Here is a 21,507-nt window from a genome sequence, read left to right as displayed (position 1 = left end):
AGCTTAGACGAACACGTGTTCGAGGCAAGCGACGCGCCCTGCGACACGCGAAAGCCGTCGGCATCGACCCGGCTACCTGCGGCTCGGCTCCGGAACCAGGGTCACGCGATCGGCATTGATCAGCGCCTGAGCCTGTTTGAACACCCGCAGCGCGGGGGTGACCTCGATATCGGTGATGCCGCCGAGCGGGCCCAACTTCTCGGTGACGTAGCGGTACAGATGTGCGGTATCGCGGCATACGAACGAGGCGACGAGATTGGTGGGTCCGGTCGTCGCGGCGACGAACGCGATCTCCGGATGCGCCGCGATATCGCTGCCCACCGCCTGCAGATCGGCCGGACGCGTGCGCATCCACAGCATCCCCCGCACGGCGAACCCCATCCGCTCGATGGCGAAGTCCAGGTCGAAGTACAGCACCCCGGCATCGACCAGCTCATCCATTCGCCGCGCGACTCGCGTTGGGCTCCAGCCGGTTTCGGCGGCGAGCCGGGCGTAGGAGGCGCGGCCGTCGCGAGCCAGCATCGCCAGCATGGCCTCATCGGCCGCCGACAGATCCATCGGCGGCCGCGAGCCGTCGTCGCGGGCGGCCCGCCGCTCGCCCAGCGCCGCGCGCTGCTCGGCGGTGAGCAGGCTGTCGAAATGCGGCCACTCCGATACCAGCGGGAACCGGTGCATCACCTCGTGCGCGCGAATCTCGGTGACCTGCGCGGCCTTCGGCAGGGTGTGCAGCAGCAGCGCGTCGCGCCGTTCGATCGACTGCGGGCGGCTCACGCAGGTGACCTCGGATCCGGTCGACAGCAGCGACACCCAGCTCACATCCGGAAACCGGGCCAGCGATTCGGCCAGACGCAAGGCCCTGTCCGGTGTGCAGCGCAGCCGCAGCATCCAGCGGGTGTGCCCCAGCGGAACCGCGTTGACCAGTCCCGAGACGTGAATGATGCCGCGCTGACGCAGTGACCGATAGCGCCTCGCCACCGTCTGCTCGGAGACGCCGAGGATCGTGCCGAGTTTGGCGAACGGGATGCGCGCATCGGTGACCAGCGCGTGCACGATCTGCTTGTCGAGCAGATCCATCGTGGAGGAATCGAAGATCTCGTCAGGTCGCATAGGTGGAATCCATCGCTCATCCGCTACCGGCTAGGTGGATATTCAAACACCCAGCACGCTTGGCGTCGATATCGTTCGTTCGCTTCTGGAGGTCGCCGTGCGGAAATGGCTCCCCTTGTTCGCGGCGTGTCTCGGCACGCTGATGCTGCTCATCGACGTGACCATCGTCAATGTCGCGCTGCCCGACATCGCCGCCGATCTCGGCACCGGACTGTCCGGACTGCAGTGGGTCGTCGACGGATACGCCCTGGCGCTCGCGGCGCTGCTGCTGGTGCTGGGTTCGCTGGCCGATCGGGTGGGAGCCAAGCCGACCTATCTGGCCGGGCTGGTGGTGTTCGCCGCGGCCTCGCTGCTGTGCGGTGTGGCGCAATCGGTTTCGGTGCTCGTGGCGGCGCGGGCGCTACAGGGCGTGGGCGGTGCGGCCATGTTCGCGACCACCCTGTCGCTGCTGCACGCCACCTACACCGGACGCGATCGCGGCATCGCCTTCGGCGCCTGGGGCGCGGTGGCGGGCGCCGCGGCCGGCATCGGCGTGGTGCTGGGCGGCGTGCTGACCGATCTGCTGTCGTGGCGGTGGATCTTCCTGGTGAACCTGCCGATCGCGGTGCTCGCGGTCGCGCTGTCCGCCTTGGTTTTCCGGCCCTCGCCGCGGCACACCGGACGCGGGATCGATACAGCGGGGATGGTCGCGTTCGCGGTGGCCGCGACGGCGCTGACCTACGGCATCATCCGCGGTGGCGAACATGGCTGGGACGACGGGCGGGCGCTGGTGACGATGATCGCGGGCGTGGTCGCGGTGCTGGCGTTCGGAGTGATCGAATCGCGCAGCGCCGCACCGATGTTCCCGCTCGCACTGCTGCGCAATCGGGAATTCGGCGCCACGCTGATCGCGGCGGCGGGCATGAATTTCGCGGCCTTCGCGAGCAGTCCGTTCGTCTCGCTGTGGTTGCAGCAACCGCTGCACCTGTCCCCGCTGCGGGCCGGATTGTCGATGCTGCCGATGGCGGCGACGGCGTTCCTGGTCTCGGGTCTGTTCGGGCGGTTCGTCCACGATCTCGCGCCGAAGTGGACGATCGGCGGCGGACTGGTGGTGATCGGGGTGGGGACCAGCCTGCTCGGCCTCATCGATACCGAGTCGTCCTGGAGCGCACTGGTTCTCGGCTTCGTGGTGATCGGCATCGGAGTCGGCCTGATGGCGGCCTCGCTGGTGGCGGTCGGAATGGCGGCGGTGCCGCCGCAGCAGAGCGGCACGGCCGCCGGCGCGGTCAACACCGCCCGCCAGCTCGGCCTGGCGCTGGGCGTCGCGGTGCTGGGCACGGTATTCCGCGGCGCGGCCGGTGACGGCGCGCGAATCGCGCCGGCGGAGTTCGTGAACGGGCTCGACGCCGCGGTCACGGTGGCCGGGGGCGTGGGCATCGTATTCGGTGTGCTGGCCTTCGCGCTGTTCCATCGGCGCGCCCGGACGATAACGACCGAGAGCCGACAGCCCGGTGCTGGTGAACTAGTTCAGAACAGTTCGTCCAGCAGGCGGTAGTACTCCAGCCGGATCGGATCGAGCTCGGCCAGGCCGTAGGCGGCGCGGAAGGCGTCGAATTCGGCCTGGCCGAAATCGTCGAGCAGATCGCGCCGGGCCAGGGCCAGATCGCGATAGCGGTCGGCGATTCCGAGGCGGCCGGTATCGATCACGATGCCGCCCTCCAGCACATTGGATGGGGTGTAATCACCGTGCGCCACAACGAGATCCTCGATCGCGGGACGTTGGGCCAGCAGCTGTTCGAGGACCTGTTCCGGGGTGCGGCCGATATTGTCGTCGTCGAAGTCCTCGGCATCGACCAGGCCGTCGACGACCTGGCGGCGGGCCTGTTCCAGCACCACGTCCAAGCGGCCGTCGAACGGGCAGGCCGAGACCGGGATCTCGTGCAGCCGACGCAGGACTCGCCCCAGCAGCGCGCCGGGCGCGGGGTGATCGGCCAGGCTGGGCACGCCCGCGTCCTCGAGCACCAGCACGTCGTCCTCGAAGATCGCGATCGCCGGGACCGCGATGCCCCGCTCCCCCAGCCAGGTCAGCCGTTCGAAATCGGCGACCGCGTCGGGGCCGCGTTTCATCCAGTAGGCGTCGTTGACGAATTCGACGCAGCCGCTGCGTCCCTCGTGATCGAGCGAACGGGTCGGCGCGGGTCCGAGCAGGGCGGAAACTTTCGGGGGCAGCGCGAGGGTCGGATCGGGCACCCGCGTCACCAGCGGTTGCGCGGGACGTCGAATTCGGCGCACAGCGCGCGCCAGACATCGCGCGGCTCCACCCCCGCCTCGATGGCCTGGGCGCCGGTCCGACCGTTCAGTGCGAGCAGGGTGTGATCGTTCAACAGGGAGTCGCCGCGGGCCACGCCGAATTCGCCGTGCACCAGCTCGCGAAAGTCAGTCAATCGCACGCCGTCGAGGCTACCGGGTGGCATCGATGCCGAACTCAGTGCGCCCGAGCCGTCTCGCGGACCCGATGACACAGCTCGACGGGATCGGCGACCTCGGCCGCGGTCGCGGCGGCGCGCTCGGCGGCCGCGCGATAGGACGGATCGTCGAGGACGCGGCCCACGGCCTCTCGGATCGTCTCGGCGGTGAACGGTCGCACGACGATCGAACTGCCCTGGCGGGCGGCTCGATTGGCCAGTTCCCATTGATCGCCGCCGCCCGGCACGGTGACGATCGGAACACCGGCCAGCAGGGTTTTGGCCAGCAGGCCGTGCCCGCCGCCGCCGATCACCGCGGCCGCCTCGCGCAGCAGGACATCCTGGCGGCCCAGGCCCGCGGTGACCCAGGAGGGCAGATTCGCCGGGGGTTGGTCGAGCATCGAGATCGCGACCCGCACGCCGAATCCGTCCAGCGCGGCGATCACCGCTTCGGCCATATCGGACACCCCGGTGTGCGCGGTCGACGGGGCGACCATGATCAGCGGTGCGTCGCCGGGCGGTAGCGGGAGGGTATCGGCGGTGGGTTCCCACAGCAGCGGGCCGATCAGATGGGCGTCCTCGGGCCAGTCCGGGCGCGGCAGTTCCAGGGCGGGCAGGGTCGCGATCAGGCGGGCGTCGGGGCCCGGATCCTGTTCGGGCAGACCGATACTCGCGCGCGCGGCCGTGCGCTGACGTTCGCCGCGGTGGATGGCGCGGGCGGTCATACCGCGCAGCACGGCGTCGCGCGCGCGACCGCGCAGGCCCTCCCCCGGGGCCAGTCCACTTCCGATGGGCGGCAATGCCTTCGACGGGAGATACAGCGGATGGGGCGACAGTTCCACCCAGGGCACGCCCAATCGTTCGGCGGCCATACCGCCACCGGCGGTCAGCACATCCGAGACCACCAGTTCCGGCAGCATGGCGCTCAGTTCCGGCAGGATCTCGGTGGCGATATGGGCGGCGCGCTCGTGGATGCGCTGTCCGGCATCGCGATCGTCGTCCTGCGGCCGCGGCGCCAGCCCCTTGAGCCGCCGCACCCCGATCCCCGCCGACCGCGCCGCCTCGAACCAGCGCGGACCGGTGAACAGCACGGGGTCATCCCCCGCGTCCAGTAGGCGCAGGCACAACCCGATGGCCGGAAACGCATGACCCGGATCCGGCCCCGCGACAACTGCCACTCGCATGCGAACAGCCTGCCACAGGCGAATCGAGGGTCCGTTCACCTGCCCTGGCTAATGTCCCGCCCATGACGACACGGCAGCCGGTTACCTCGGTGGATGAATTGATGATCCTGTTGGCAGACTGCGCCGATGCGTGGGATATGCCCGATCGCAGCGGGGATCCGGTGGATATTCTCGATCACGATCGGCAGTGCGCGGAGTTGTTGCGGCGCGATCATCCCGCCGATGAGGAGTTGCAGGTGGCGGGGCTGGTGCACGATATCGGGCATACGATCGCGCCGGGCGACGACGCGGGGCACGGGCGGCACGGGGCGCGGGCCGTGCGGGAGTTGCTCGGGGCGCGGGTGGCCCGGCTGGTCGAACTGCATGTCGTCGCGAAACGGTATCTGGCGGCGACGGATTCGGTGCACGCGGCCGGGTTGTCGCCGTCCAGTCGGCGCACCCTCGTCGCACAGGGCGGGCCGATGACCGCCGTGGAGATCGCGGAATTCGAGGCCGATCCGGATTTCGCGGCGGCCGTGGCGCTGCGGCGGGCCGACGACGCGGGCAAGGTGGTCGGCCTCGCGGTCGCGCCGCTGGAGAGCTGGCGGCCCGTCGTCGAACGGGTCGCGACCGCTCAGCCCGCGAAGTAGTAGAGCTCGAAACCCACGGCCCGTTCGGCCGGGAAGCCGTCGCGGGGCGCGGTGGCCCGGTCGACGATGGCGCGAGCCTGCGCCTCGACCGGTTCGTCACTGAGCGCGGCGAGGTAACGGGCATGGGCGACAAGCGATTCCACGGCGGCGTCGATGGTTTCGGTGACGTCGACGGCGTGGGTGGCGCTCGGGCCCATCACCGCGGCCCAGCGCGGGGACCAGATCGGCAGATCGGCGAGGTCCTCGAAGATCCACTCGTTACCGGCATCGGAGATCGCGTCCAGACCGGCGCGGCCGACGGCGCGATGGTCGGCGCTGTTGGCGTAGCCGGGCGCCCAGGTATCGGCGAAATTGAACAGTACGACCAGATCCGGCCGATGGCGGCGGATCACGCGGGCCAGATCGCGCCGCAGCGCCAGTCCCTCCTGAACCCGGCCGTCGGGATGTCCGAGGAATTCGACCTCGCGCACGCCGACCGCCTCGGCGGCCGCGATCTCCTCGGCCTCGCGCAGCGGACCGGCCTGCGCGGGCGGCAATCCAGCGATTCCGGCCTCGCCGCTGGTCACCAGCGCGTAGCGAATATCCTTGCCCTGTTTGGTCCAGCGCGCGACGGCGGCGGCCGCGCCGTATTCGATGTCGTCGGGGTGAGCCACGATCACCAGGCCGCGCTGCCAGTCCTCGGGAAGCTGTTCCATGGACCCATTCAACTCGATAGTCGCGGATCCAGGGGAATCCGGAACTCCACCTCGGTTCCATCGGCGTCGCTGGTAACCACCGCATCGGACACCAGGGCGGCCATGAGCTGCAACCCGCGACCGCGCCGCGGGTCCGACGGCTCGTCGCGTGACTTCCATTCGCCGTGGTCGGTGACCTTGATGAGCAATTGGGTCGCGGTCACGACGCCGGACAGCCGCACCAGACCACCGCCGTGCCGGTAACCGTGCTCGACGGAATTACTGCACGCCTCGCTGACCGCCAGCACCACGTCGTAGGCGCGATCCGCCCCTATGCCGCAGCGCGACAACCACTCCCGCAGTTGGCGACGCACCTCGCCGAGGCGGTCCGGCATGGCTGGGAAACTCAGGTCCAAGGGTTCGGGCGTGCTGCCGATCTCGGGCCGACGGAGCGTGGTCACCGTACTGCCTTCCTGTCGAGCTCGGTCGGCAGTGCGCCGTGACTGCCGCTGGTCTTCCGGGCGATCGTGCGCCCACTGACAGCCATACCCAGCGATCCGAGGGCTATTCGACACTATGGCGAAAACCGCATTCGGCCGGCGATGATTACCAACTCGATCCCGGGGTAAGTAGAGTCAGGGAGACAGTCCCCTGGCGTCGCGCTGTGCGTGGCGGAAGTTCGATGCTCCAGAGGTGGAACGTGGTGTATACGGAGGGCCAGTCTGTGAGCGGTGAAGGCACGTCCCGGATGCTCGACGTCAAGGTGCACAGCGAAGGCACCTCGACCGTGATCGCCGTCCGCGGGGAGATCGACATCGCGTCGGTGCCGCATCTGCAATCCGCCCTGGAAGAAGGTCAGCGGGGCGGCGGACCGCTGGTGGTCGATATGACCAATGTCGGATTCATGGGTTCGGCCGGACTCAGCGCGCTGATGGTCGCCTCCGAGGCCGCCAAGCCGCAACGACTGCGGGTGGTGGCGTCGGATGCGGTGCGCCGGCCGATCGAGGTGACGGGGTTGGACAAGTTGCTGGAGATGTTCCCGACCCTGGATGCCGCGCTCGCCGCGGGCAATTCGAGCGCGAACAACTGAGTGCGAACGATGTCGGCCTCGGGGCATTCGCCCCGAGGCCGACATATTCGTTCGGTCACCGCTGTCCGGGCAGCCGGACCACCTGTACGAAGAATTCGTCGATCTGCTTGATGGCCGCGATGAACTGATCCAGGTCCACCGGCTTGGTCACATAGGCGTTGGCGTGCAGCTGATAGCTGCGCAGAATGTCCTCCTCGGCCGCGGAGGTGGTGAGCACCACCACCGGAATATGGGCCAGATCCGGATCGGCCTTGACCTTCCCGAGCACCTCGCGCCCATCGTATTTGGGCAGATTCAGATCCAGCAGGATCAGATCGGGCCGGGGCGCGTCGGCGTATCCGCCCTGGCGGTACAGAAAGTCCAGCGCCTCCTGGCCGTCGCGCGCGACATGCAGGCTGTTGCGAAGTTTGTTGTCCTCGAACGCTTCCCGCGTCATGAGCTCGTCGGCGGGATCGTCCTCGACGAGCAGGATATCGATCGGGCGGCCGGATGTGGTCATGAGGAGGCTCCTTCGGTGGCGGGTAGGAGATCCGCACTGCGAACGGTGTGGTCGGTGCCGATCAGGGTAAAGCAGAAGCGAGTGCCCTCGGCGTACTCGGTATCGATCCAGATTCTGCCGTCGTGGAATTCCACGATCTTCTTGCAGATGGCCAGTCCGATTCCGGTGCCGGTGTACTCGTCGCGACTGTGCAGCCGCTGGAAGATGACGAACACCTTCTCGACGAATTCGGGTTCGATGCCGATTCCGTTGTCGGACAGCGTGAACAGCCAGCCGCCGTCGGGGTCGGGATCACAGGTGATCCGGATCTCGGGGCGCTGATCGGGCTTGCGGAACTTCACGGCGTTGCCGATCAGGTTCTGCCACAGCATGGTCAGCAGCACCGGCTCGCCCATGATCTCGGGCAGTTCGTCGGGGCGTTCGATGCGGGCCTCGGTGTCCTCGATCACCGTGGACAGGTTGTCGATCGCCTTGGCCAGCGGCTCGTGCAGCGGTACGGAGGCGTTGTCACCGGTGATGCGGCCGACCCGGGAGAAAGTGAGCAGATCGTTGATCAGCACCTGCATGCGTTTGGCGCCGTCGACGGCGTAGTCGATGTACTGCTTGCCGCGATCGTCAAGTTTGTCGCCGTAGCGCTTCTCCAGCAGCTGACAGAACGAGGCGACCTTGCGCAGCGGCTCCTGCAGATCGTGCGAGGCCACATAGGCGAACTGCTCCAATTCGGCGTTGGAGCGGCGCAATTCGACGGTCTGGGCATCGAGGGTGTCGCGCTGATCCTGCAGGGCCGCCTCCTGCGCGCGCGAGGAGCCCAGCTTGGACACGATCTCCTGACGCATATCCTCCACCGCCTCGGCCACCGCGGCCAGATCCGCGGGTCCGTGCGCGACGATCCGATGTTCGAAATCGCCGCCCGCGACCCGCAGCGACGAATCGGTCAGATAGCGCAGCGGGCGCGCGACCAATCGGCGCACCAGAACGGTGAACAGGATGCTGGTCAACAGGAAGATCACGAGCAGCCCGATCAGCACGACATTGCGCACCGTGCGGGCGCGGTCCAGATCGGCGTGATCGGCCGCCAGCGCGGCGGCGAGATCGGTGTTCTGGCGTCCGAATTGGTCCCGGACGGCGTCGAAGATGCTCTTGCCCCGGTCGGCGGTCGCGCTACCGGCCGAACGAGCCTGTGCCGGAGACTGAATCGAGGTCAGCGGATCGGCGTAGCCGCGCCGCCACTGCTCGGCGCTGCGCTCGATGCCGTCCAGATCCGACAGCAGGTCCGGACGGTCCGACAGCAGGTCGCGCAGGCGCGCGCTCGCCTGCTGTTCGAGCTGCTTACCGTCCGAATACGGTTCCAGGAAGGCCGGATCGGCGGTGATGGCGTATCCGCGCACGCCGGTTTCCTGATCGACCAGGCCGCTCTGCAACCGGTAGGCCTCCGCGGTGGCGGGCAGGGTTCGATCGAGCAGGCGATCGCTGATCGTGGTGGTGGACGCGATGACCTGTGTGCCCAGGGCCGCACCGATGACCACCAGCAGGATCATCGAGGCCAGCACGATCTGGAACCACGCCTGCACCGTCAGGCGGCCGACCACGCGCGACTCGTGCGGTGTCATCGGATCGATCCCCCGTCGCTCCAGCGCAGATACAGAATCGCCAAATCGTCGTCCAATCCACCGGTCTCCCCGGCCAATCCCTCGACTCGCCCGATCAATTCGTCGACGAAGGTCTCCGGCTGTTCGACCGCCACCGCGCGGGCGATCTCGAGCATGCCGCGTTCGCCGAGGCGTTCCCGATCCGCGCCGGTGCAACCCTCGAACAGGCCGTCGGTGAACAGCATCAGCGCGCTGTCGATCGGCAGCGGCAGTTCCTGGATGGGCCATTCGGCCTGTTCGGGCAGGAAGCCGAGCGCCGGGCCGCCGGGGACCTCGACCCAGTTCAGTTCGTTCCCGGACCGCAGCACCATGCCCGGATGACCCGCACGCTGGACCCGGACGAGCCGGGTCGCGGGGTCGAGGACCAGGAAGGTCGCGGTGGCGAAGGTCTGGCGGTCGGTGCGTTCGGCCAACAGCACCTGTTCCATCACGTGCAGCTGGCGCGCGCCGGTCACGCCGCTCAAAACCAGTGTGCGCCAAGCCAATCGCAGGGCGACACCGGTGGCGGCCGCGTCCGGGCCGTGTCCGGACACATCGCCGATCACGGCGTGCACGATGCCGTCGGGGCCCTGGACCACGTCGTAGAAGTCACCACCGAGCAGCGCGTGCGAGCGGCCGGGGCGATAGCGCGACAGCACCGAGACCGCGGTGTCGGCGGGCAGCAGCGGGGTGGGCAGCAGCCCGCGCTCGAGTCGGGCGTTCTCCTGGGCGCGCAGTTGACTGGCTTGCAGTGCGGCGCTGGTGCGTTCGGCCTGTTTGCGTTGAATCGCGTAGCGGACCGCGCGGCCGAACAGTTCCGATTCCACGCGGCCCTTGACCAGATAGTCCTGTGCGCCCGAGGCGACCGCGGCCAGGCCGGTCTGCTCCTGATCGAGTCCGGTCATCACCACCACGGCCGCGTCGGTGAAGCCGCGGATGCGGGCCAGCGCCTCGAGCCCGTGGGCATCGGGTAGGTGCAGGTCCAGTAGGACGCAGTCCGGGGTCTCATCCACGAGCCGCTCCCCCGCCTCGGCCAACGACCGCACCCATTCCAACCGAAGGCCGGGCGCGCCGTCGGTCACCAGCTCCCGCACCAGCAGGGCGTCTCCGGCATCGTCCTCGACCAGCAGTATCCAGGGTTCCTGCCAGGTCCAGCCCGGGTCGACCCCGAGACCCGGCTCGCCGAAACTTTCACGTCGCACGGCCACCGCCGGTACTGACGCCATTTTCCGGACAGCCCAAAACCCTGGCCTCCGATCACATCGAGGGCGGCATCAGCGCACGCCGACTGACTCAACGGCCGGTTTCTGGACCGAGAGGCAGCAGTGATCGTAGCCGATCTTTCGAACGGCTCGCATCACCGGCGTGCCGGGGCGGTGAAATGCGTACGGGCCGTTCGGCATCGCCACCGAACGGCCCGTACGAGCGAAAGTCGTTACAGCTACCCGACAGTCGTCTTGTTCGACCCCGACACCGCCTTGTACAGCAGGTACAGCCCGAACACCACCAGGCTGATCATCAGGATCGGGAACAGCGCCTTGACCAGCGCCCCGACCACGATCAGCGCCAGCCACGCGAGCGCGACGACGCCCAGGATCTTCCAGAACATGTCCATTCCTCCCGAAGTTTCCGAACCGCATCGCGATCCGATAGTTCGATACTGTCAGGGCGGAACGGGAAAAGCACCTGGTCAACGGGGAAATGGGTGGAAGATCAGGGTTGTCCCGGAGGGACGGTAGACCGGCAGGCGGGCGGCGTCATTGCCGTTGAACGGCGGCATGTGTATTCACGACCGAGACCGTCTGGGTCGGTTCGTCTTCCGAAAGACTGGGCAGCACTCGCGCCAGCCAACCGGGCAACCACCAGTTCGCGTTCCCGAGAACCTGCATGACGGCGGGGACCAGGACCATTCGGATGATCGTGGCGTCGATCAGGATCGCCACCGCGAGACCGAGACCGAGGATGTCGAGGACGCGCAACGGGTCGCCGATGACGAACGAACCGAATACGCACACCATGATCGCGGCGGCCGCGGTGATCACCCGGCCGGAAACGGCTATGCCGTCGGCCACGGCCGTGCTGTTGTCGCCGTGGCGACGCCACTGCTCGCGGATGCGCGAGAGCAGGAAGACCTCGTAGTCCATCGACAGGCCGAAGGCGATGGTGAACATCATCAGCGGTATCCACGGGTCGACGGGGCCGGGCCGACTGACGTTGAACACCGTGGCCAGCCAACCCCATTGATAGACCGCGACCATTGCGCCGTAACCCACCCCGATCGACAGCAGGTTCATCACCGCGGCCTTCACCGGAATCACGATCGAACGGAACACCACCATCAGCAGGGCCGACGACAAGGCAATGACCAACCCGATCACCCACGGCAGACGGCGAGCGAGATATGTCGACCCGTCGATGCCCGCGGCGGTCTTCCCACCGATCAGGAGCTTCACCTCGGTACCGGCGGTGGCCTGTGGGAAGACGGTGTCGCGCAATCTTTTCACCAGTGTGGCGGTGGCCGCGGCCTGCGGTTCCGTGGTCGGGTAGACCAGCATGACCGCGGCATTGCCGGCGGGCTGGTTGTATTCGGGCGGAGTCACCCGTGCCACCCCCGGCTCGCGGGACAGCACGGCCTCGACGGCATCGATCGTCGCGCGGTCGCGGACTCCGCCGGGAAGTTCGGCGGCCACAACCAGCGGGCCGTTGAATCCAGGACCGAAAGCCTCGCTCAGCAGATCGTAGGCCCGGCGTGTGGTGAGGTCGACGGGATCATTGCCGGCGTCGCCGAATGCCAGTCGCATCGTGAACAGGGGTGATGTCAGCGTCACCAATATCGCGAGCGCGATGGCGCCGCACAGCAACGGTCGTTTCTGCACCGTTCGGCTCCAGCGCCACCACATTCCGCCCGTCGCGCGGACGGCCGTGCCGGAGCGGCGGGGCATAGGCAGATGCCAGCGGTCCACATTGCGACCGACGAAGCCGAGCACCGCGGGCAGCAGCGTCAAAGCCGCGGCCATGACGGCCAATACGCCCACGATGGTTCCGAGAGCCAGACCGGCGAGATATTCCTGGCCGACCAGGAACAGCCCGCACAGCGAGATCAACACCGTAGTTCCCGCGAACAGTACCGATTGACCAGCGGTTGCCAGCGCGAGCACCACCGCATCGCGCGGTTCGAGCCCTTCGCCCAGGCCCTGGCGATAGCGCGTGACGACGAACAGGGCGTAGTCGATGCCCACACCGAGGCCGATCATCGCCATCATCTCCGGGCCGAAGGTCGGCTCGATCAGCAGGTGACTGAGCAACGCCACCACCCCGAAGCCCGCGCCGATGCCCATCAGCGCTGTGAGTATCGGCAGACCCATGGCGATCACCGAGCCGAATGCCACCAGCATGATGACGATCGCGGCCGTGATGCCGATTCCCTCGCTCGCGCCCGGCCCGGGTTTCACGACCGCGCTGATCGGCGGACCGCCCAGTTCCACCTGCAGGTTCGGATCGCCGAACGATTCGGCGGTATCGATCACACGTTGTACATCGGCCTTCGACAGGTCGACGGCCAACGCGTCGAACTGGATGGTCGCGAAGACTGTGCGCCCGTTCCGCGCGGGGACCGGCTCCGATACCGATGTCACGGCGGGCAGCGGTCGTATCGTGTTCAGCGCCTGGGTGATTCGATCCGAGTGCCCGGTCACCGGGTCGGACGAGTGGAAGACCAGCTGTGCGCTGTCGCCCGCCTGCGCCGAGAAGGCATGTCGCAGTACGGCTTGCGCCTGTGCCGATTCGCCGTCGCCACCGTAGTCGTTGCGAAAGCTGGAGCCGAAGCCGATCGAGACGGCGATCACCGCGAGCACCGCGAGGATCCAGCCCACCAGCACGGCTCGGCGATGGTCGTAGCACCAGCCGCCGACTCGACCCACGGGGTGGGGGCTCGTGGGGGCGAACTCCGGCATAGAATTCATAGAGTCTGATTTAAGCAGATAATTCTTGGTGTGTGAATACTGGAGGGAGCCCCCGTGAGCAGCATGGCCGGACGTGGCCGCAGGCCCGGCGATACCGACACCCGGGAGGTGATCCTGGCCGCGGCGAGGACGATGTTCACCGAGGACGGCTTCAACAAGACCGCGGTCACCGGCGTCGCCCGACGAGCCGAGGTCGACCCCGCGCTCATCTATCACTACTTCGGCACCAAGGTCGATCTGTTCGTCGAGAGCATGACCGATGCCGCGGAGTTCAGAGACGACTCGATCACCGACAGCTCCCACGCGGACCGTTCCGGCACGGAAGTGGTCGCGGCCTTCCTCCGAAACTGGGAACTGGACCCCGAAGCGCCCGGCCGCACCTTCATCGCCGTGACCCAAGCGGTAGCAAGCTCCCCGGAGGCCACCGAGCGCCTGAAACAGTTCATCGTCGAACGAACCTGGCACAACACCGACCATCACACGAACCGGCGGCAGTCGATGGTCAGCTCCCAACTCATCGGCATCGCGATAACGCGCTACATCCTGCGCCTGGAACCACTCGCGAGCGCGGCGATCGACGAGGTCGCCGCCTGGTACGGACCCACCATCGATCAGTGGATGCGAGACGCGAAACCCTCAGCCCCGGAAGGCTGACAGCCGCGTATTCACATACCAAGAATTATTTGTTTAAATCATGGTGTGTGAATTACGCGGGCAGACCGCGTCGACCGGAGCAAAGGGACGGAAATCGACGCGTCACGCTCGATGATCATTTCGAGGTCGAGCTCGACGGTATATGGCCACGAAACTCGCTGCAGGAAAGGGACACTCGGCCTGCTCCGTCACGCGCGAGCCACGAAGCGGAAGCGGTCGCCGCGGTAGGCCGAGCGGGTCCATTCGAGGGGGCGGCCGGTGGGGTCGCAGGCGCGGCGGTGGACCAGCAGGATCGGGGAGCCCACGGCCACTTCCAGGAGGGTGGCCTCGTCGGGGGTGGTGAGGGCGGTTTCGATGGTGTCCTCGACCGCGGCGACCTCGAGGTCGTAGCAGTCGCGCAGAGTGGCGTAGAGCGAACCCTTTTCGGCGAGGCGGCGGGCGAGGTGGGGCAGGGGCGGGGCGAGGTGGGCGACCTCGAAGGCCAGGGGTTCGCCGCCGACCGAGCGCAGGCGCTGCAGGCGGTGGATCGCCACGCCGGGTTCGAGGTCGAGGCGTTCGGCCACCGCCGGGTCGGCGGGGACCTTGGTCAGCGCCAATACGCGAGAGGTGACCTGTAGGCCCTGATCGTGGAGATCGTCGGTCAGCGAGGTCTTCTGCTGCAGATGCACGACCTTCGGGGTCGCCGGTGCGACGAAGGTGCCGCTGCCCTGGACGCGGCGCAGCATGCCCTCGGCGGCGAGTTCGGCCAGCGCCTTGCGCAGCGTGGTCCGCGAGGTGCCGAGCTGTTCGGCGAGCACGCGCTCCGGCGGCAGCGAGGTGGACGGTTCCAGCGTGGTGATCAGATCGCGCAGGGCCAGTTTGGTGCCGTAATAGCGCGGTTGCTGCTGCGTGGATCCCGGAGCCGTCCCGGCGGCGTTGTGCATACTGCAAAACCTACCGCCAGGCTCCCGGTTTGACGCAGAAATTGGTGTATGCCAATCTCACACCCGACAGATTGGTATACACCAATTCCTTCCTTGCTCAATGGTGAGAGGCGAAGAGTATGGGGTTCGTGGGCGAGCTGCGAGCGTCGTCGCGGCTGGGCGTGCTGGTCGGAGGGGCTGCCGCCAGCATCGGGGTGATCTACGGGTACGACCTGTCCAACATCGCCGGCGCGCTGCTGTTCATAACCGACGAGTTCGGGCTGACCACGCGGCAGCAGGAACTGCTGACCACCGCGGTGGTGATCGGCGAGATCCTGGGCGCGATCGGCGGCGGCATGCTCGCGAACCGGATCGGCCGGCAGAAGTCGATGGTTCTGGTCGCGGCGACCTACGGGATGTTCGCACTGCTCGGCGCGCTCTCGACCGCGCTGCCGATGCTGGTGGCCGCGCGCTTCGCGCTGGGCATCACGATCGGCATCTCGGTGGTGGTGGTGCCGGTGTTCGTCGCCGAGTCCGCGCCGACCCGCATCCGCGGCGCGCTGCTGGTGGCCTATCAGGTGACGACCGTGATCGGCATCATCGTCGGCTATCTCGCGGCGTATCTGCTGGCCGGGACGCACAGCTGGCGCTGGATGCTCGGATTGGCGGCCGTGCCCGCGGTGCTGACCACGATCCTGGTGATGCGACTGCCCGACACCGCGCGCTGGTATGTGATGAGGGGCCGCACCGAACAGGCCCGACACGTGCTGCGGCGGGTCGAACCGGAGGCCGACGCCGATGCCGCCCTGGCCGAGATCGAGGACAGTCTGCGCGCGGAAACCGGTGGGGCGCTGCGGGAAATGCTGCGGCGGCCGTATCTGCGGGCGACCGTATTCGTCGTCGGACTGGGCTTCTTCATTCAGATCACCGGTATCAACGCGATCGTCTACTACAGCCCGCGGCTGTTCGAGGCAATGGGCTTCCGAGGCCATTTCGCCCTGCTCGTACTGCCCGCGCTGGTGCAGGTGGCGGCGCTGATCGCGGTGCTGGCCGCATTGGTGCTGGTCGATCGGCTGGGTCGACGACCGATTCTGCTGTCCGGCATCGGCATGATGATCGCGGCGAACGTCCTGCTGATCGCGGTCTTCCTGACGAGTTCGGATTTCGGCGGCGTGCTCACGGTGCTCGGCTTCCTCGGCGTCCTGCTGTTCACCGTCGGATTCACCTTCGGCTTCGGTGCGCTGGTATGGGTCTACGCGGGTGAGAGCTTCCCGGCGCGGTTGCGGTCGATGGGCTCGAGCGCGATGCTGACCTCGGATCTGGTGGCCAACGCGATCGTGGCGGCGGTATTCCTGACGCTGCTCGAATCCCTCGGCGGCGCGGGCACATTCGCGGTCTTCGGCGCGCTGGCGGTGGCCGGATTCGCCTTCGTCTACCGGCTCGCGCCCGAAACCAAGGGCCGTCAGCTCGAGGAGATCCGGCACTACTGGGACAACGGCGCGCGCTGGCCCGCCCCCGCTGACGAGGACGCGCGTCGATGACCGGCGTACTCGGGCTCGATATCGGCGGTTCCAAGACGATGGCGCTGCGCGCGGAGGACGGCGTCGTCGTCGCGCAGGCCCGGGCGGGCAGCGCCAATCTGGCCTCGGCCGGTGTGCAGGAGGCCGGACGCCAGCTCGATCTGGTGCTGCAGCGGGTCGACGGCTACGGCGTGCGCGCGGTCTGCGCGGGCGCGGCGGGAGCCGACACACCGGAGGGCCGGGCGCGGCTGCGCGATCTGCTCGCCGAGCGGCTGCCCGATGCGATGATCCACGTCGTCCACGACAGCGAACTATTGCTCGCCGCAGCGGGTTTGGATGACGGCGTCGCGCTGATCTCCGGCACCGGATCGGTCGCGTGGGGCCGCCATGGCGATCGCTCGGTGCGGGCGGGCGGCTGGGGTTATCTGCTCGGCGATCAGGGCAGCGGCTACTGGGTCGCGCGCGAGGCCGTGTGCCGCGCGCTGGCCCGGGTGGATCGCGGCCTGCCCGAGGATGCGCTCGGACGCGCGCTGGCCGCCGAATGCGGACTGCGCTCGACCGAACAACTGCTCGACCATTTCTACAACCACACCGACCGCAGGTACTGGGCTCGGCGCGCCCGCATCGTCTTCGAACTGGCCGAGGCGGGCGATCCGAGCTGTCGCGGGATAGTCGACGAGGCGGTCGCCGCACTGGCCGAACTCGTCGAAACCGTGACGGGCAGGCTGTCGTTCGCCGGCCCGGTGATCGCCGCGGGCGGGCTGGTGGTACATCAACCTCTGCTGCAGCGGGAGTTGCGCCGCACCCTGGCCGAATGCGGGGTGCACGACCTGCGGATGCTCGATACCGACCCGGTCAGCGGCGCGCTGCGGCTGGCACAGCGACTCGCGGACCGAACAAGCCATCGACTCGAGGAGTGATATGACCGAGCAGCACAAACCCGGCGCACTGATGGCGGCCGAGATCGCCGAACAGCCCGCGGCGTGGCAGCGCCTGCTCAGCGAGGGCACCGACGCCATCCGCGCCGCCGCGGCCCGAATCGCCGAGTACCAGCCACGATTCGTGCTGTTCGTGGCGCGCGGCACCAGCGATCACGCCGCGCTGTACGGCAAGTACCTGGTGGAGATCCACCACGGCTTGCCCGCCGGACTGGCCTCGCCGTCGACCATGACGGTCTACGGCAGCACTCCGGATCTGCGCGATGTGCTGGTGGTCGCGGTCAGCCAGTCCGGCGGCTCACCCGATCTGGTGCAGTCGGTAGAGGTCGCCCGCCGCCAGGGCGCGCTGACCCTGGCCCTGACCAACAATCCGAACTCCGCGCTGGCGGCCGCCGCCGAGGTGCACATCGATATCCTCGCCGGACCCGAACTCGCGGTCGCGGCGACCAAGTCCTACACCGCCGAACTGCTGGCGCTGTATCTGATGCTCGAATTCGCCCGCGGCGGAGACGGTTCGGACACCGCCGAGTTGCCGCGTCTGGGCGCGCAGGTGCTCGAATCGGGCGCGGCCCTGGCCGGGGCGGCGGCGCGCTACCGCTTCGCCCAGCGTCTGATCACCTCCGCGCGCGGCTACTCCTATCCGACCGCCCGCGAGGCGGCGTTGAAGCTCATGGAGACCTCCTACCTGTCCGCGCAGGCTTTCTCCGGCGCGGATCTGCTGCACGGTCCGCTGGCCACCATCGATCCGTCGGTGCCCGTGCTGGCGATCGTGCCGGAGGGTCGCGGCGGCAAGGCGATGCTGCCGGTGCTGGCGCGACTGGCCGAGCTGCGCGCCGATGTCTTCGGTGTCGGTGCGGCCGAGGCGATTTCGGGGCTGACCGGCGGAGTGACGCTGCCGACGGGGGTGCCCGAATCGCTGTCGCCGCTGCTCGAGATCCTGCCGCTGCAGCAACTCGCGTTCCATCTGGCGATCGCCCGCGGCGGGGATCCGGATCGGCCGCGCGGGCTGAACAAGGTGACCGAAACGCTGTGATGCTGATCAGCGCGGGCACGATCGTGCTCGACGACCGGATCTGCCGGCCGGGTTGGATCGAATTCGAGGGTGAGCGAATCGCCGCCTGCGGCAGCGGAACTCCGCCCCGCGCGCCGGATCTCGACCTGCCCGAGAGCACCGTCGTGCCCGGCTTCGTCGATATGCATGTGCACGGCGGCGGCGGTGCGTCGTATTCCGACGGCACCGCCGCGGCCGTCGCGGAGGCCGCGCGATTCCATCTGCGCCACGGCACCACCACGACGCTGGCGAGCCTGGTGACGGCGTCGCCGGATGAACTGCTGAGCACGGTCGCGCTCATCGCCGACCAGGTGGGCTCCGGAACCCTCGCCGGAATCCATTTGGAGGGACCGTGGCTCAGCCCGGCCCGGCGCGGCGCGCACGCCGAGAACCAACTGCGCGATCCCGATCCGGCCGAGATCACCGCACTGCTCGAGGCCGGTCGCGGCGCGATCCGCATGGTGACGATCGCACCGGAGCTGCCCGGCGCGGCGGCCGCGATCGATCGGTTCGTCCAGGCGAATGTCGTTGTCGCCGTGGGCCATACCGACGCCACCTACGACCAGACCCGCGCGGCGATCGAGGCGGGCGCGACCGTCGGCACCCACGTGTTCAATGCCATGCGGCCGCTGCACCACCGCGAACCCGGACCCGTCCTGGCACTGCTCGAGGATCCCCGGGTGACCGTCGAACTCATCGCCGACGGCGTCCACATCCATCCGGCACTGCTGCGAGATCTGGTGCGCGGCAAGGGTTCCGACCGCATCGCTCTGGTCACCGACGCGATGGCCGCCGCGGGCACCCCCGACGGTGAGTACCGGCTCGGACCGGTCGACGTGACCGTCTGCTGCGGCGTCGCTCATGTGACCGGCACCTCGACCATCGCGGGCAGTACCGCCACCATGGCGCAGCTGTTCCGCGCGGCCGTGACCGCCGCGGGACCGGATCCGGATGCGGCGCTGCTCGCGGCCGTGCGGATGACCTCGACGAATCCGGCCCGCGCCGTGGGACTCACCGAGGTGGGTCGCCTGTGTCCGGGTTCGCGCGCCGATCTCGTCGTCCTGGATCGCGACCTGGCACTCACCGCGGTCGTGCGGCGCGGCGCGCTGCTGTCCTGAAATCTAGTGACCGCCGCGATGTTCCGCGCACAGGCAGCCCACGCCGGGGGCGATCCACTCGCGCCCGGTCCAGTCGGGACGGCGTCCGATCATCAGGGCGGTGATCTCGGCGGCGATGGTCTCCTCGCTCATGGCCGAATGCCGTCGACGCCAGGTCTCGTCGCGCAGCAGGCGTAGATAGTCGCGGACATCGGCGAGCAGATCGGGGCCGCCGATATCGCCGTGGCCCGGAACCACGGTGGCGGGCGAGGTCTCGGCGAGGCGTTCCATGATCGCCAGCCACCGTGTTCCGGAGACGTCGGTGTCGTGCGGCGGGAACCACGGGAAGATCGCGAACTGGCCGGATTCCACCAGATCACCGGTGAACAGCGCGTCGGCATCGGGCACCCGGACGATCTGATCGCCCGCGGTGTGCCCGCGCCCGGTCGCTGCCAGACGCACGATCCGCCCGCCGAGATCCAGATCGTAGCTGGTGTCGTAGACCAGATCCGGTCGCGCCGAGCGCACCCCGTCGAGCCGGTTGGCCACCGCCTCGCCCAGGCCGCGGAACATATCGAGATATCCCGGACCGCGCTCGGCCAGATCGGTCGCCTGCGCGCTGTTGATCAGATAGGTCGCCGCACCGGCGAAAGACTGTGCGCCGAAAGCATGTTCGGGGTGGAAGTGGGTGGTGGTCAGATACAGCGCGCGGCCGCGGGCGCAGTCGAGCGCGAACTCGAGCACCCGGTCGGCATTGTCCGGCCCCAGTCCGGTGTCGACGACCAGGACCGCCTCGCGACCCCCGATGAGTCCGATATTGGGGACCATCGGCACTCGCGCTGACCCCGCCGGGGGGTTTCGCTGCTCGAGGACGCCCGGGCGCTGCTGAACCACGCCGAGCGGGCTCGTTCGCGCGCGACGGCGGCGGCCGGTCCGCCCATCCTGACCGTCGGCACCCTCGCCGACAGCGTCGAAAGGGTGGGGCCGCACTGGCCGCGGCGTTTCGTGAACGGCACCCCGGCGTCGAAGTCCGCATCCACGAAACCGATTTCACCGATCCGACCGCCGGGGTGCGATCCGGCCGCGCGGATATCGCCCTCACCCGCGCGCCGTTCGACCGCAGCGCGATGACGGTGCGGGTGCTGCGATCCGATCCGATCGGCGTGGTCCTGCGCGCGGACGATCCGCTCGCGCGACGGTCGAGCCTCGAGCTCGCGGATCTGGTCGAGCGGCGCTGGTTCCGGCTGCCCGAGGACACCGACGCGCAGTGGCGCGCGTGCTGGATTCCATCGCGGGTCCGTTCCGACGGACCGGTGTTGCGCACGATTCACGAATGCGTCCAGGCGGTGCTGTGGAACGACACCGTCGGCCTGACCGCCATGGGACACGACCTCCAGCCCGGTCTGACCGTGGTGCCGCTGCGCGACCACCCGCCCAGCGAGCTGGTGCTGGCCTGGAACAGCGCCGATCACAATCCGCTGGTCCACTCGTTCGCGCGGATCACCGCGGCCGTCACTCGGCGAGACCGTCTCCGTCGCGGACCGGACCGTCCACGATGATCACGACGGCGTCGTCGGGCGGTTCGAGCGAACAGGCCGCGACGATCGCCGTCGCGGCCGCGAGCGCCGTCGCCTTGATCCGAAACCGGTGGTGCACCACCCCGGTATCGACCGGCGACCAACAGCGCACCGCCAGCCGCAATCCGAAACCGCATGCGGCCCAGGCCGGTACGCCCCAACCGATCAATACCCCCACCGCACCGCCGAGCATTCCGAGCTCGACGGCGATCGAACCCGCCAGTTGAGCGAGCAGACCAAGCAGCGCACCACATTCGAGCGTCCGAGACCGATAGACGCGCTCGGTAGACACCACGAACTCCTTCCGATTCGCGCGTTTCCCCCCGAAACCGCGGCGTTCTCCGACGAATTCTCGAAGATCACGGCGCGGTCGCGCATCGTCCGTGAGCACCCGCCGCGGCTGCGCGAACGACGACTTCGGTAGCGGCTCCGACGAGCCCGCCACAGCCCGATATTGGCATCGCGCCGATGATCCGCGCGATGGTTTCAGCCCAGCCTGAAAAGCTGTCCAGCGTGTTTGCTACCGGAGAACAAGGTCGACGCCGGGGCCG

23 protein-coding genes are annotated in these 21,507 nt (G+C 68.4%); 9 read left to right on the top strand and 14 right to left on the bottom strand.

What is annotated here, in order from left to right; translation table 11 throughout:
* Window positions 1-72 precede the first annotated feature (72 nt).
* Window positions 73-1,107 (bottom strand): Lrp/AsnC family transcriptional regulator, encoded by a 1,035-nt coding sequence (locus NP4_RS11600; protein WP_067996317.1) that lies wholly within the window; start codon window positions 1,105-1,107, stop codon window positions 73-75.
* A 97-nt stretch (window positions 1,108-1,204) separates the two neighbouring features.
* Between NP4_RS11600 and NP4_RS11595 the strand changes: the two genes are divergently transcribed.
* Window positions 1,205-2,641, top strand: coding sequence for an MFS transporter (locus tag NP4_RS11595; protein ID WP_067996813.1), 1,437 nt, complete (start codon window positions 1,205-1,207; stop codon window positions 2,639-2,641).
* On the opposite strand, the gene NP4_RS11590 is transcribed toward NP4_RS11595, so the two are convergent.
* The 3 genes from NP4_RS11590 to NP4_RS11580 are packed head-to-tail and all read right to left on the bottom strand — an operon-like array spanning window position 2,614 to window position 4,735.
* Window positions 2,614-3,336, bottom strand: a complete 723-nt coding sequence (locus NP4_RS11590; protein ID WP_245998017.1) for an aminoglycoside 3'-phosphotransferase — start codon at window positions 3,334-3,336, stop codon at window positions 2,614-2,616. The two genes, NP4_RS11595 and NP4_RS11590, sit on opposite strands and share 28 nt — an antisense overlap.
* A gap of 5 nt (window positions 3,337-3,341) precedes the next feature.
* Window positions 3,342-3,536: a DUF3046 domain-containing protein gene (locus NP4_RS11585; protein WP_067996314.1), complete on the bottom strand. Its 195-nt coding sequence runs from the start codon at window positions 3,534-3,536 to the stop codon at window positions 3,342-3,344.
* Window positions 3,537-3,571: 35 nt separating this feature from the next.
* Window positions 3,572-4,735 (bottom strand): glycosyltransferase, encoded by a 1,164-nt coding sequence (locus tag NP4_RS11580; protein ID WP_067996311.1) that lies wholly within the window; start codon window positions 4,733-4,735, stop codon window positions 3,572-3,574.
* Window positions 4,736-4,797: 62 nt separating this feature from the next.
* Here NP4_RS11580 and NP4_RS11575 point away from each other — a divergent pair, with 62 nt between their 5' ends.
* Window positions 4,798-5,364, top strand: coding sequence for an HD domain-containing protein (locus NP4_RS11575; protein WP_067996307.1), 567 nt, complete (start codon window positions 4,798-4,800; stop codon window positions 5,362-5,364).
* Here NP4_RS11575 and NP4_RS11570 read toward each other — a convergent pair.
* Window positions 5,349-6,059, bottom strand: coding sequence for a PIG-L deacetylase family protein (locus NP4_RS11570; protein WP_067996303.1), 711 nt, complete (start codon window positions 6,057-6,059; stop codon window positions 5,349-5,351). The two genes, NP4_RS11575 and NP4_RS11570, sit on opposite strands and share 16 nt — an antisense overlap.
* Window positions 6,060-6,067: 8 nt before the next feature.
* A complete protein-coding gene (locus NP4_RS11565) occupies window positions 6,068-6,499 on the bottom strand; it encodes an ATP-binding protein (protein ID WP_067996301.1) in 432 nt (143 codons plus the stop codon).
* A 263-nt stretch (window positions 6,500-6,762) separates the two neighbouring features.
* Between NP4_RS11565 and NP4_RS11560 the strand changes: the two genes are divergently transcribed.
* Window positions 6,763-7,128 carry an STAS domain-containing protein gene (locus NP4_RS11560; protein WP_082875803.1) on the top strand — a complete coding sequence of 122 codons (366 nt, stop codon included), beginning with the start codon at window positions 6,763-6,765 and terminating at the stop codon, window positions 7,126-7,128.
* Between the two features lie 55 nt (window positions 7,129-7,183).
* On the opposite strand, the gene NP4_RS11555 is transcribed toward NP4_RS11560, so the two are convergent.
* The 5 genes from NP4_RS11555 to NP4_RS11540 all read right to left on the bottom strand — a co-directional run bounded on the left by NP4_RS11555 (window position 7,184) and on the right by NP4_RS11540 (window position 13,175).
* Entirely contained in the window at window positions 7,184-7,627 is a 444-nt protein-coding gene (locus NP4_RS11555; RefSeq protein WP_067996297.1) for a response regulator, read from the bottom strand.
* Window positions 7,624-9,237, bottom strand: coding sequence for a sensor histidine kinase (locus NP4_RS11550; RefSeq protein WP_067996294.1), 1,614 nt, complete (start codon window positions 9,235-9,237; stop codon window positions 7,624-7,626). The genes NP4_RS11555 and NP4_RS11550 overlap by 4 nt, the downstream gene beginning before the upstream one ends.
* Entirely contained in the window at window positions 9,234-10,463 is a 1,230-nt protein-coding gene (locus NP4_RS11545) for a PP2C family protein-serine/threonine phosphatase (RefSeq protein ID WP_255285494.1), read from the bottom strand. The genes NP4_RS11550 and NP4_RS11545 overlap by 4 nt, the downstream gene beginning before the upstream one ends.
* Window positions 10,464-10,696: 233 nt before the next feature.
* Entirely contained in the window at window positions 10,697-10,864 is a 168-nt protein-coding gene (locus tag NP4_RS41615; protein ID WP_169813715.1) for a hypothetical protein, read from the bottom strand.
* A gap of 148 nt (window positions 10,865-11,012) precedes the next feature.
* Entirely contained in the window at window positions 11,013-13,175 is a 2,163-nt protein-coding gene (locus tag NP4_RS11540; protein WP_169813714.1) for an MMPL family transporter, read from the bottom strand.
* Window positions 13,176-13,280: 105 nt separating this feature from the next.
* Here NP4_RS11540 and NP4_RS11535 point away from each other — a divergent pair, with 105 nt between their 5' ends.
* Window positions 13,281-13,871, top strand: coding sequence for a TetR/AcrR family transcriptional regulator (locus tag NP4_RS11535; RefSeq protein ID WP_082875769.1), 591 nt, complete (start codon window positions 13,281-13,283; stop codon window positions 13,869-13,871).
* Between the two features lie 188 nt (window positions 13,872-14,059).
* On the opposite strand, the gene NP4_RS11530 is transcribed toward NP4_RS11535, so the two are convergent.
* Complete coding sequence (locus NP4_RS11530) at window positions 14,060-14,794, bottom strand: GntR family transcriptional regulator (RefSeq protein ID WP_067996283.1); 735 nt, start codon at window positions 14,792-14,794, stop codon at window positions 14,060-14,062.
* A 119-nt stretch (window positions 14,795-14,913) separates the two neighbouring features.
* Here NP4_RS11530 and NP4_RS11525 point away from each other — a divergent pair, with 119 nt between their 5' ends.
* The 4 genes from NP4_RS11525 to nagA are packed head-to-tail and all read left to right on the top strand — an operon-like array spanning window position 14,914 to window position 19,400.
* Window positions 14,914-16,314, top strand: coding sequence for a sugar porter family MFS transporter (locus NP4_RS11525; protein WP_067996280.1), 1,401 nt, complete (start codon window positions 14,914-14,916; stop codon window positions 16,312-16,314).
* Complete coding sequence (locus NP4_RS11520; protein WP_067996278.1) at window positions 16,311-17,213, top strand: N-acetylglucosamine kinase; 903 nt, start codon at window positions 16,311-16,313, stop codon at window positions 17,211-17,213. The genes NP4_RS11525 and NP4_RS11520 overlap by 4 nt, the downstream gene beginning before the upstream one ends.
* Window positions 17,214-17,244: 31 nt before the next feature.
* A complete protein-coding gene (locus tag NP4_RS11515) occupies window positions 17,245-18,264 on the top strand; it encodes an SIS domain-containing protein (protein ID WP_067996794.1) in 1,020 nt (339 codons plus the stop codon).
* Complete coding sequence (nagA, locus tag NP4_RS11510; protein ID WP_067996274.1) at window positions 18,261-19,400, top strand: N-acetylglucosamine-6-phosphate deacetylase; 1,140 nt, start codon at window positions 18,261-18,263, stop codon at window positions 19,398-19,400. Before NP4_RS11515 ends, nagA begins: the two co-directional genes overlap by 4 nt.
* Window positions 19,401-19,403: 3 nt before the next feature.
* On the opposite strand, the gene NP4_RS11505 is transcribed toward nagA, so the two are convergent.
* Window positions 19,404-20,207 carry an MBL fold metallo-hydrolase gene (locus NP4_RS11505; protein ID WP_082875802.1) on the bottom strand — a complete coding sequence of 268 codons (804 nt, stop codon included), beginning with the start codon at window positions 20,205-20,207 and terminating at the stop codon, window positions 19,404-19,406.
* Between the two features lie 11 nt (window positions 20,208-20,218).
* Between NP4_RS11505 and NP4_RS11500 the strand changes: the two genes are divergently transcribed.
* Window positions 20,219-20,938 (top strand): LysR family substrate-binding domain-containing protein, encoded by a 720-nt coding sequence (locus NP4_RS11500; RefSeq protein ID WP_211335896.1) that lies wholly within the window; start codon window positions 20,219-20,221, stop codon window positions 20,936-20,938.
* Here the strand turns inward: NP4_RS11500 and NP4_RS11495 are convergent.
* The gene (locus NP4_RS11495; RefSeq protein ID WP_147287990.1) at window positions 20,892-21,248 is read right to left on the bottom strand and encodes a hypothetical protein; all 357 of its coding nucleotides are present in this window, start codon (window positions 21,246-21,248) and stop codon (window positions 20,892-20,894) included. The two genes, NP4_RS11500 and NP4_RS11495, sit on opposite strands and share 47 nt — an antisense overlap.
* Window positions 21,249-21,507 lie beyond the last annotated feature (259 nt).

Origin of the sequence: Nocardia pseudobrasiliensis NBRC 108224 (assembly GCF_001613105.1) — a bacterium.
Taxonomy (GTDB): Bacteria; Actinomycetota; Actinomycetes; order Mycobacteriales; family Mycobacteriaceae; genus Nocardia; species Nocardia pseudobrasiliensis.
Note: the sequence above shows the minus strand (reverse complement) of the source record. Positions and strands in the feature narration are given on the sequence as shown.

What these genes read in the sequence shown, in the direction of transcription:
- NP4_RS41615 (WP_169813715.1), bottom strand. Translation starts at nt 10,864, where the DNA reads ATGTTCTGGAAGATCCTGGGCGTCGTCGCGCTCGCGTGGCTGGCGCTG.
- NP4_RS11505 (WP_082875802.1), bottom strand. Translation starts at nt 20,207, where the DNA reads ATGGTCCCCAATATCGGACTCATCGGGGGTCGCGAGGCGGTCCTGGTC.
- NP4_RS11535 (WP_082875769.1), top strand. Translation starts at nt 13,281, where the DNA reads ATGGCCGGACGTGGCCGCAGGCCCGGCGATACCGACACCCGGGAGGTG.
- NP4_RS11525 (WP_067996280.1), top strand. Translation starts at nt 14,914, where the DNA reads ATGGGGTTCGTGGGCGAGCTGCGAGCGTCGTCGCGGCTGGGCGTGCTG.
- NP4_RS11520 (WP_067996278.1), top strand. Translation starts at nt 16,311, where the DNA reads ATGACCGGCGTACTCGGGCTCGATATCGGCGGTTCCAAGACGATGGCG.
- NP4_RS11570 (WP_067996303.1), bottom strand. Translation starts at nt 6,059, where the DNA reads ATGGAACAGCTTCCCGAGGACTGGCAGCGCGGCCTGGTGATCGTGGCT.
- NP4_RS11550 (WP_067996294.1), bottom strand. Translation starts at nt 9,237, where the DNA reads ATGACACCGCACGAGTCGCGCGTGGTCGGCCGCCTGACGGTGCAGGCG.
- NP4_RS11575 (WP_067996307.1), top strand. Translation starts at nt 4,798, where the DNA reads ATGACGACACGGCAGCCGGTTACCTCGGTGGATGAATTGATGATCCTG.
- NP4_RS11600 (WP_067996317.1), bottom strand. Translation starts at nt 1,107, where the DNA reads ATGCGACCTGACGAGATCTTCGATTCCTCCACGATGGATCTGCTCGAC.
- NP4_RS11555 (WP_067996297.1), bottom strand. Translation starts at nt 7,627, where the DNA reads ATGACCACATCCGGCCGCCCGATCGATATCCTGCTCGTCGAGGACGAT.
- NP4_RS11530 (WP_067996283.1), bottom strand. Translation starts at nt 14,794, where the DNA reads ATGCACAACGCCGCCGGGACGGCTCCGGGATCCACGCAGCAGCAACCG.
- NP4_RS11515 (WP_067996794.1), top strand. Translation starts at nt 17,245, where the DNA reads ATGGCGGCCGAGATCGCCGAACAGCCCGCGGCGTGGCAGCGCCTGCTC.
- NP4_RS11580 (WP_067996311.1), bottom strand. Translation starts at nt 4,735, where the DNA reads ATGCGAGTGGCAGTTGTCGCGGGGCCGGATCCGGGTCATGCGTTTCCG.